Annotated in this window: 5 protein-coding genes; all 5 read left to right on the top strand. The window is 33.7% G+C overall.

Features of this window, described 5'->3' with window-relative positions; all coding sequences use genetic code 11:
• The first annotated feature begins 3 nt into the window (after window positions 1-3).
• Entirely contained in the window at window positions 4-1479 is a 1476-nt protein-coding gene (locus tag HAV12_RS18415; RefSeq protein ID WP_171570940.1) for a RagB/SusD family nutrient uptake outer membrane protein, read from the top strand.
• A gap of 15 nt (window positions 1480-1494) precedes the next feature.
• The gene (locus tag HAV12_RS18410) at window positions 1495-2352 is read left to right on the top strand and encodes a putative zinc-binding metallopeptidase (protein ID WP_171570939.1); all 858 of its coding nucleotides are present in this window, start codon (window positions 1495-1497) and stop codon (window positions 2350-2352) included.
• Window positions 2353-2396: 44 nt separating this feature from the next.
• Window positions 2397-3770 carry a DUF4302 domain-containing protein gene (locus HAV12_RS18405; protein ID WP_171570938.1) on the top strand — a complete coding sequence of 458 codons (1374 nt, stop codon included), beginning with the start codon at window positions 2397-2399 and terminating at the stop codon, window positions 3768-3770.
• Between the two features lie 1368 nt (window positions 3771-5138).
• Window positions 5139-9152, top strand: a complete 4014-nt coding sequence (locus HAV12_RS18400) for a two-component regulator propeller domain-containing protein (RefSeq protein WP_171570937.1) — start codon at window positions 5139-5141, stop codon at window positions 9150-9152.
• A gap of 328 nt (window positions 9153-9480) precedes the next feature.
• Window positions 9481-11067, top strand: a complete 1587-nt coding sequence (locus HAV12_RS18395) for a glycoside hydrolase 43 family protein (RefSeq protein WP_171570936.1) — start codon at window positions 9481-9483, stop codon at window positions 11065-11067.
• Window positions 11068-11103 lie beyond the last annotated feature (36 nt).

Raw genomic sequence — 11103 nt, 5'->3', positions numbered from 1 at the left:
AGTATGAAAAAATTAAAAATTCTACTGACATTGTTACCACTTATAAGTATTAGTAGTTGTGATGAATTTCTTTCTGAAACCCCTGATAGCAGGACACAAATAGATACACCTGAAAAAATTTCTGAATTGCTGGTTAATGCTTACCCAAATGCATGTTATGCAGAGTTTGCCGAAACTATGACTGACAATGTTTTTGATAGTGGTGATGCTGGATTATTTACAACTATAAATTCAGAAAACTATAACTGGGAAATGAACAATAGTAATGGTACGGACACTCAGGCCAATTATTGGAATGCTTGTTATAATGCAATTGCCCATGCTAATAAAGCACTTGATGCTATTGAGCAGCTAGGCAGCCCGGCAAGCCTCAATCCGCAGAAAGGAGAAGCCCTGATGGCTAGGGCTTATGCACATTTTATGTTGGTTTCTTTTTGGTCTAAACGTTATGATCCGGCTACTGCTGATACAGATTTGGGAATACCCTATGTAAGAAAACCGGAAGATGAATTGATCAAAAAATACAAAAGAAATTCTATGAAGGAAGTTTTTGACTTTCTGGAAAGTGATATAGAAGAAGGTTTAAAATACATTACAAACGAATACATTCAGCCAAAATTCCATTTTAATAAAGAGGCTGCTAAAGCTTTCGCATCACGTTTTTATTTAATAAAAGGAAATTGGAACAGGATTATTGAACTTACAGATCAATTAGCAGCTAATCCGGATGGAAAACTAAGAGATTTTAAATCTTATCTGAGTCTTGATTATGATACTCGATCAAGAATTTATGCAGAGCCAACTCAGGAAACAAATTTATTGATTGCTTCAGCAACGTCTTATTATGCAAGATCTTTTTATCTAAACAGGTTTCAGCTTACATTAGCCAGACAAGATGAAATTTTAGGTTCCGTAACAAATATTTTCAATAAAGAATGGCTTTACTCATCCTTAAGTTACAATAATAATACATCATTTATACCCAAGTTTAATGAACAGTTCAAATATACAAATGCCAATGCAGGTATTGGTTACGGATATATTGCAATAGTATTATTGAGTAACGATGAATTCTATTTGAACAGGATAGAATCACTTGTGATGGCAAACAGAACAGATGAGGCAAGAACAGCATTGCAATATTTCATTGGAACAAGAACGACGGATTATGATCCGGAAACCGATATTTTAACTGATAAACTAATAGTTAATAAATATCCTGCAATCCAGAATAAATATACTCCCTTTTATGCTCTGACTGATTTGCAAAAATCATACATAAATGCTATAGGAGAATTACGTAGGAAAGACTTTGTCCAGGAGGGCACCAGATGGTTTGATATTAAACGATTTAATTTAGAGGTTAAACATGAAACGTACAATGAGCCCACAGATATTTTAACTAAAGATGACAATCGCAGGGCATTACAAATACCACTTCAGGCATCAACAAATGGTATCGAAAAAAATCCAAGATAATTTAATATCAAACACATGAAAATAGTAAAACAATATACAATAACTTTTTTGGCAATAGCTGCAATTGCTTTTTCGGGATGTACACATGAGGATCAGCTTGAAGGTAGTCAATTAGATCTTATAAATCCTCCTCAATCAGCGTTAGATAATTGGATTACGGTTAATTACCTGAATCCTTATAATATAAATATTCAATATAAATGGAATCAGAATGCTGTTGACAATAATCGTTACCTGTATCCGCCTCAGGAAGATAAAGTACAGCCTGTTTTAGAAATTATACAAAAAATTTGGTTGGATAGTTATACAACAATTGCCGGTCCTGATTTCGTAAAGAAAATTGCTCCACGGGAAATTGTAATGGTTGGGGGAATGAATTTGGATTTAACCGGAACTATTACTTTGGGTTTGGCAGAAGGCGGGCAAAGAGTCACACTTTTTGAAACTGATAATGTAGATGGTAAAGATAAGGAAAACGTAAAACAATTTATACATACGATCCAGCATGAATACATTCATATTTTGAATCAGCATAAGCCATATGATGAAAATGCCATGGCAAAAATAACACCATTTGGGTACACAGCAAACTGGTATGCTTCCTCAGATAAGGAAGCTAATGAAGAAGGGTTTATTACAGCTTATGCGAAATCAAATATTAATGAGGATTTTGCTGAAATGGCATCTATGATGCTAACTAATTCTAAAGATGAATATGACGCTATTTTGGCAGGTATTACTAGTGAGACAGCTGTTGCTGCGATAAGAACCAAAGAAGCTATTATTGTCGGATATTTCAAAAAAGAGTTCAATTTGGATTTTTATGCTTTAAGAGATGAAGCAGAAAAAAATACTACTGCTGTACTAAATTGAAATTAAACTAATTGAGATTAGGTTAACGTAAAAAAGAAAACATTATGAAAATAAAAAATATATTTAAGTTTCTGATTATTGCTTTTTTGGCAACACAATTAGGAGCCTGCGACAAGAATGAAGCAGAACAAAAATTTGAAAAGACGCCAACAGAAAGAATAAATGCCCAAAAAAAAGAGCTTAATGATGTTTTGCTTTCGTCTGAATTTGGATGGAAGGCAGTTTATTACACCGATAATACGCAACTTGGTGGATTTACACATCTGTTTAAATTTTCTGCTGACGGAAAAGTAGCGATGGCATCTGATTTTGATAGCGATACCAGTATTTATAATAGTGATTACAGTATTGAAATCGGAAGTACGGTTAGTTTATTGTTCTCTACCAAAAACAGAATACACCTGTTGTCTGATTCAAATAATTCGCCTACGGTAGGACTAAAAGGGAGAGGATATAAAGGAGATTTCCAATTTTTATATTACGGACAGGAAAATGGTGAAATAATTTTTAAAACCAATCGTAGTTTTCAAGAATTACGCTTCATAAAAGCAACAGCTGAAGATTGGACAGATCTCGAACTAAATACAAAAATGGCTCAAAATGTAATAGGTTCAGATAAGCGCCCTCTTTTTAGATTACTGGAAATTAATGATGGTACCGATATTCATAAATTGGATTTTAATTATGCTTCAAAAGCTCGATTTGCAACTGCAAATTCTGTAGAACAGGGCTATGGTATAAGTTATAATATGGGCATTGCTTTCACAAAAACAGGTATTAGTGTAAGTCCGGCTGTAGAAGTCAATAACCAGCAATTAACCGAATTTATTTATGATGACGGTACTGGGGATTTTACTGCAACCGGTACAAATGGAGTGAGTGCTACAATTAAATATAGTAAAAAACCTTTGATTTTAACAGATGATTATAAATTACTATTACCCGGAGGCGGAAATAATGTCTATGCTTATATGCACGGTTTTACAGAATCTGAAGGGCCAAACTCGGAATTATTTTTATCGTTATTAGGAGACATAGAGAAAGCCAGTGGAGTACCACTTATAAGAGCGCAGTTTTGGTTTAATAATATCGATGGGACTAATTATATAGAATACAGATCCGGTGACGACCAAACAGAAGTAAGATATTATCACTTCTTTACCATAAAAGCAGATGATGTAAACAAAACCGTTACATTTATTCCAGGTGTTTGGAAATCAAGTACCGCTATTGCGGGGGAATCAGGGACTGCTCCGGAAGGGCCAGCAATCTCACGCCCATCTTTCCTGAAAGCGCTTGATGATGAATTTATGAATCCTAATGGTCTTTATTTTGCAGAGATACCGACTACTGGTTATAGGGGTTATACTTTTACAAGTACAACAACTCATTTTAGAATGGTTGCTAGCTCCCTTTAAAAATTTAATTTAAACATGATTAAAAAAAAAGACACCATAAATTTTGTTGTCAGGACAGGCTAATTTGATTGGACAAGAACTTCCAAAACAAAATCGGTCACATTCCTGATGAAGAAAATTATGATCTGATATAAAACGATCCGCGTTATACCATTATTTGTCCCGTAAACGCGAGATCAAACAATCCCAATTCTGGGTAGGGGTACCTACTATTTTTAAAAGCCGTCTCAACCTAAAATTTGAGGCGGTTTTTTCATATAAAAACTATCGAGAATAGACTTTGCGTAATTTTTTTGTTTTGTGAAGGGTAAATCTAATAAAAGTCTTTCGACTTTTTAAGGATGGCAAAAGAAGAAATTATTATAATAACAAAGTTCCAGATTTCTCTGAAGCTTTGTTTTATAAAGAGTTTACAGATTTTAAGGTACATAGGTGAACAAAATATTGCAAATAAAACAAACAAATATTTAGCCATTATTTGGGTTTGAATCTATTATCAGTTATAAAAAAGCTTCCAAAGTCTATTTGATATTGGAAATTTTTTAATGGGACTTATTTTCTGTTTTCACTTCCTAATTGCAACAAATGAGGTAGCTTTCTGATACAAAACAGTACCATACAATAACGAATTTTTAATGAGGTTTGCAGATACAACTTTTTTATTGCATGCCCGGCTGAACAGGAATGGTGTTTTTAAATATTGACTTTAACTGAATTCGTTAAGAAGCGTATTCATTATCATTTTAATTGAAGTTTTATTTGGATTAATAAGTTCTTCACTCTCCGCCAGAGAATGAGTAAGGATTTTGAAATTATAGAAACATCCACTTCTTTGCTGTAGAATTAATGTAAAAAGGAGCTGAATTGAGCCTCCTCCAATACGCATTAAGCATAGCAATTTTTAAGTTGAATGGTTAAATTTAAGTTAGTTTACTTTTTAAACTAGGGAGTTTTTATAGTCTCCCTAGTTTTTTGTTGTTATTTTTGGCTTTTAATAGACAGCGGCCGGAGTTAATTCGATTGTAATAGGAATACAAAAAGGGTATGATGTACTTTTTGAAAGTAATGGCATGGCAGATAGCTAAAAAACATTTGTTATATTTGAATGTTGTCGGCGGGTCAAAGATAAAAATGAAAGGAAAATCCAAAATGCCTTTTTGATAAAAATTATGAAGACAGTTTTATAATCGCTCCTTAATGAATCTTAGTTTGTTGAAATAAAGCAGGATATAAAAGCATTCCTGATAAGACAAATAAAATTTTTATCATGATTTAATTTAGAAAAATAAAATCTTTTTAAATAAATACAGAAAAAATTCAGCTTACATATTTACCAATCTACTTTAATTTTCTATTGACCATTCTAGTATGAAAAAAAATACAAGACAAATCTGCATACACATACTCGTAATATTTTGGATTGTTTCTTTTCAAAATATTATAGGGCAGTCGTCCTATATTTTTCATCATTTAGAAACTACTCAAGGTCTTTCAAATAATAATGTAAAAGCTTTTCTAAGAGATAGTTATGGATTTCTTTGGATAGGTACAGAGTCTGGTCTAAATAGATATGACGGATACGGATTTAAGGTTTATAAAACGCATTCAGGTGTACCTAATACGCTGTCTTCAAATGATATATTTGAATTGCAGGAAGATGGCTTAGGTAATATCTGGATAGATTTAGGATACTCTTATATGGTTTATAAGAGAGATAAAGATTCTTTTTCAGACCCAAAATTGTTGTTGCTTAATCTGGGCATAAAGCCGGATTTTAATGCTAAGGTTTTTATCGATAAAAATCGTAATCTCTGGGTGCTAAACAAAAAGAAAATTTTTTTTTATGATTTCAGGAAAAAGAAAACTTCTGTATTCCAATTAAAGACTCCTTTAACAGAGGAAATTTCTGTTGCTGATAATGGTGAATTTCTGTACGCAATTCAATACGATTCAGGACTTTTTTGGAAACTGAATAAAAATTCCGGGGTTTTAACCTCCATAGAATTACCTGATTTTATAGTACAGAATACTATTAATGCCATTAATATAATTTATATAGACAGTAATAATGGGCTTTGGCTTTGTTCGGACAAAAGTGAACAGGTTTTTTACAAAAAGAGTTCAATTGAAGAGTGGAAAAGATTAGAATTGCTTTCAAAATTAAAAACTGAAGCCAATCATATAACAAGTATTATCGAAAATCAACCAGGACAAATCTGGATAGGAACAGACCACAAAGGATTGTTTATCTATGACAAGGGAAAAGATTTGTTTAAAAATGTAGCATCTGATCCATGGGTTGAGACAGGTCCAATGTCGAATAGTGTAAAGTGTCTGTACAAAGACAACAAGGAGACTGTCTGGATTGGATACAATAAAAAGGGACTTTCGTTTTATCATGAAAGTTTCCGGAATTTTATCAATTTCCGACACCCTGAATGTTCCGATATTATGTCTATAATGGAAGATCATCATGGAAATATTTGGTTGGGAACAGATGGTAACGGATTATATATAAAAGAAAAAAAGTCAGAGACCATCAGAAAACTCGCAATTCCAAACATTGCGATAATATCTATACTGGAAGACAGGAAAAATCGCATTTGGATTGGAACCTATCAAAAAGGCCTTTTTTGTTATGAAAATGGCAAAATGATCCATTATACGACAAAAAACAGTAAACTGACCAGTAATAGTATTTGGAATTTAAAGCAAGACAGGTATGGAAATGTATGGATAGGATCATTAGGTGGAAAAATTCAGGTATTACAATCAGACTCGGATAATTTTAATGCTGTGATTACCCCATTTGACGATACTGTTTATGCGTTGGATATGTTTTATGATGGTGGTGATAAAATGTATGTTGGTACTGTATTCGGCCTTTTGGTAATTGATATTACGAATTACAAAAAGACTTTATATCTTGGCAATAAAAAACGAAATCAAACTTTTTCCCAACCTCAGATTTCAAATGTCTATAAAGACAAACGTGGCATTATATGGTTAGGTAATAATGAAGGGCTGATTATCTGGAATCAAAAAAAGGACACTATTTATTATTTTAATAAAGAAAACGGATTATGCGATAATTCAATTAAAGGGATAACAGAAGATAATTTCAATAATATTTGGGTAACAACAAGTAATGGACTTTCAATACTTACTGTTACGCCGGCATCAAATGGAGAATTTACTTTTTCAAGTAAAAATTACTCGGTCAAAGACGGTCTTATGAATAATTTTTTTAATGATCGCGCTTTTTACAAATTGCAAAATAATGATATTGTCCTTGGTAATGTAGAAGGATATACAGTTTTGAACCCCAATAAAATGTATGAAAAAGACCCCTCTACATCCAAAGTTATATTTACTGAATTGACAGTTGGCAACAACACTATTCAGGCCGACTCTTATTACGATGGTCGCAAGCTGCTCGACCATTCAATGCAATTAACTTCAGAATTAAACTTCAGGCATGATGATAGACTTATTTCCTTACAGTTTACAACAGGAAATTTATTAAATGCCGATAAGGTAAAATATGTTTATAAAATAGAAGGTTTTAATACACAATGGCTGCCAACTCAAAAAAATAAGATATTAATATCTTCACTTCCAACAGGTAATTACAAACTTTTAATAAAAGCACGTAATGGTGATGGTGTCTGGAACAATATTCCTACACAATTATCTATTAATGTAATGCCTCCTTTCTATTTTTCAATTTGGGCTTTTATCATATATGCCATTTTGATTATTGGCGCCCTAATATTTTTTGTTCGTAAGACAAAAGAAAAACATCAAATCAAACTGGAACAGCATCGTCTGCAAATGGATCATGAGAAGGAAATACACATTAACGAGATTAAGCTAAGATTTTTTACCAATATTAGCCACGATTTGCGTACACCTCTCACGCTCATTATTACCCCTTTGCAAATTTTATTGAAAGATGCGACGAATGAAAGTATGAGAAAAAAGCTGAGTGTTATGTATAAAAATGCACAACAGCTAATGGCATTAATAAACTCACTGCTTGATTTTCATAAACTGGATGTTGGAGTAGAAAGACTGAATTTAAAGTCTGGTGATTTTGTCATTTTTATTGATGAAATTTACACTACATTTTGTGTTTATGCAGAAGAACGAAATATTAATTTATTGTTGTTCAGTGATATGGAAAGTTTGCCAATGTCATTTGATCGGGATAAAGTTCAAAAAATACTTTCAAATATACTTTCAAATGCATTCAAGTATACTTTAGATGGAGGTACAATCCGTATTCATATAAGACAAGCAAATGATTACGTTTGTGTTAGTGTTTCTGACACAGGACCCGGGATTAGTAAAAAAGATAAAAAACATATTTTTGAACGGTTTTATCAAGCTCAGCAAGAACAGGAAAAAACAGGCGGAGGAATCGGTTTACATATTGTAAGTGAGTATATTAATCTTCACGGAGGAACAATAAATGTTACAGACAATGTTCCACAAGGCAGTATTTTTACCTTTCAGATTCCAATCAAAATAACTGATTTAGAAGAAGAATATTTAGAAGAAAATCTTTTAGATGAATTTGCTGCTGAGGATGAGGAAAAAGCTAATAGGATTGCAAGTAAAAAAATATTATTATTTGTTGATGACAATAATGATTTTTGTGAGTTTATTAAAGATAATCTTGAAGGTGTATATACTGTAATAACTGCCAATAATGGAGAAGAGGCGCTGCAATTGCTGCATAAGTTTAACGTAACCATTATTGTAAGTGATGTAATGATGCCTGTTATGAACGGAATAGAACTTTGCAAGCAGATAAAAACTAATATTTACTGGTCTCATATTCCGGTCATCCTATTGACGGCACGTACCGCCGAAGAACATGTAATGGAAGGTTTAGAACTAGGCGCTGATGATTATATAACCAAACCTTTTAATTTTATTTTGCTAAAACTGCGCATTCAAAAATTTGTAGAATGGACAGAGAAAAGTCATGTTTCGTTTAGCCAGAAATTAGATGTTTCTCCCGCAGAAATTACTATAACCTCTTTGGATGAAGCCCTGATAGCCAAAGCCATCAAGGTGGTAGAGGAACATATAAGCGACATTGAGTTTTCTGTTGAGGCCCTTAGCATGGCTTTAGGCCTGAGCCGCGGTCATTTATACAAAAAGTTAATTGCCATTACTGGTAAAGGACCAATCGAATTTATTCGAACCATACGATTAAAACGTGGACGCCAGCTTCTAGAAAAAAGCCAAATGCAAATTGCCGAAATAGCATATGGAGTAGGGTTTAATTCCCCAAAAAGATTTACCAAGTATTTTAGAGAAGAGTTTGGTTCCTTACCTTCTGAGTATTTACGCATATATAAACAGCAATAATATATGCTGAGATTAGTGAATACCTAATCCTAAAAATGTTATGCAGGATTAAATAACAAATACAACAACAATTTTAAAGAGTAGTAAGCTTAGGTTTTCTACTTTTTTTTTTTGATACTACTTTTTTTAACCTGGTCAGTGAATTATACTATTTCCAAATCTTATTGCCATAATTTCAGATTAATTTATAAATGTATTTGATAGTATAAGTCCTTATTTAATACAATTAGCACACTTTCTCGATACAAAAGGAAACGTAGTATGGCATTGTTTTCTTGTTATTTTGTTTAGGAGAAACCATTTATCACTATTGACCAATTTTTAAATTATGAAAAAAAAAATCAGGCCTATTTTTGCCTTTCTTATTGTGTTTGTTCAGGCCGCTGCTTTGGCGCAAGCCCAAAATCCATTAATTTTTGCTGATGTGCCTGATATGTCTATGATCAGGGTTGGTAAAAATTATTATATGAGCAGTACCACGATGCATATGAACCCGGGTGTGCCCATTATGAAATCGACTGATCTTGTCAATTGGAAAATAATCAACTATGCCTATGATACTTTGGCAGATCTGCCGGCGCTAAATTTGACAGACGGTCAAAACGCATACAGCAAGGGTTCCTGGGCAAGTAGTTTGCGCTACCACAAGGAGATATATTATCTAACCACTTTTGCATACACCACAGATGAAACTTATATTTTTAAAACAAAAGATATAGAAAAAGGAAATTGGGAACGAATTTCTTTTAAGCCAGCGTATCATGACAATTCCTTGTTTTTTGATGATGATGGCAAGGTATATTTAATTCATGGCGCAGACAAACTTAAAATTGTTGAATTAAATGAGGATCTGACAGGAGTTAAACAAGGCGTTCCCGAGCGTGTTCTAATTGAGAACGCGAGCGCACCAACAGGAAAAGAAGTAGGTCTTGCAGCTGAAGGATCTCAATTATTTAAAGTAAAAGGCAAATATTATCTATTTAATATTTGCGCACCACGCGGTGAAATGCGAACTGTAATTATACATAGGGCAGATAATATCAACGGTCCCTGGGAAGGAAAAGTTGGCTTACAGGATAGAGGAATTGCTCAGGGAGGATTGATAGACACTCCAGATGGACGTTGGTTCTCTTATCTTTTCCGGGATTTTGCTGCTGTTGGCCGCGTTCCTTATCTTGTTCCTGTTAAGTGGGAAGACGGTTGGCCTGTATTAGGAGAAAACGGAAAAGTCCCGGAAACATTAGACTTGCCAGCCAGTAAAGGTTTGATTCCGGGTTTGGTTGCTTCTGATGAATTCAACCGAAAAAAAGGACAAGCGGCACTGCCTTTAGTATGGCAATGGAATCATAATCCGGATAATGCGCTGTGGTCTGTAACTGAAAGAAAAGGATTTCTGCGCCTCAAAACAGGAAGAATCGACACTGATTTTCTTCAGGCCAGAAACACTCTTACACAGCGCACTATTGGTCCAGCCAGCTCAGCTTCTGTTGCCCTGGATGTTTCCAAAATGAAAGATGGCGATTTTGCCGGATTATCGGCTCTCCAAAAAGAGTATGGAGCAGTGGGGGTTAAAATTGACGCGGGTCAAAAGTCGATAGTAATGATTACTACTGATAATGATAAGCCTGTCGAAGTACAGCGAATTCTATTGGATCAAGACCAAATTTTCTTCAGAATCGATTGTGATTTTACTGGTATGAACGATGAAGCTAATAACCTTTACGCTCTTAATGGGAAAGATGAAGCGAGTTTCTTTTACAGTCTTGATGGAAAAGTCTGGAAACCGATAGGTCGACCTTTGAAGATGAAATATAGCATTCCGCATTTTATGGGGTATCGTTTTAGCTTGTTTAATTATGCAACAAAAGCAATTGGCGGTTATGCTGATTTTGACTGGTTTAGAATTAAAAACTAAAATGAATTATAAATAATTATGCAACCGAACTTACTA

The organism is Flavobacterium sp. CLA17 (genome assembly GCF_013112255.2).
GTDB classification, from domain to species: Bacteria; Bacteroidota; Bacteroidia; order Flavobacteriales; family Flavobacteriaceae; genus Flavobacterium; species Flavobacterium circumlabens.
Note: the sequence above shows the minus strand (reverse complement) of the source record. Positions and strands in the feature narration are given on the sequence as shown.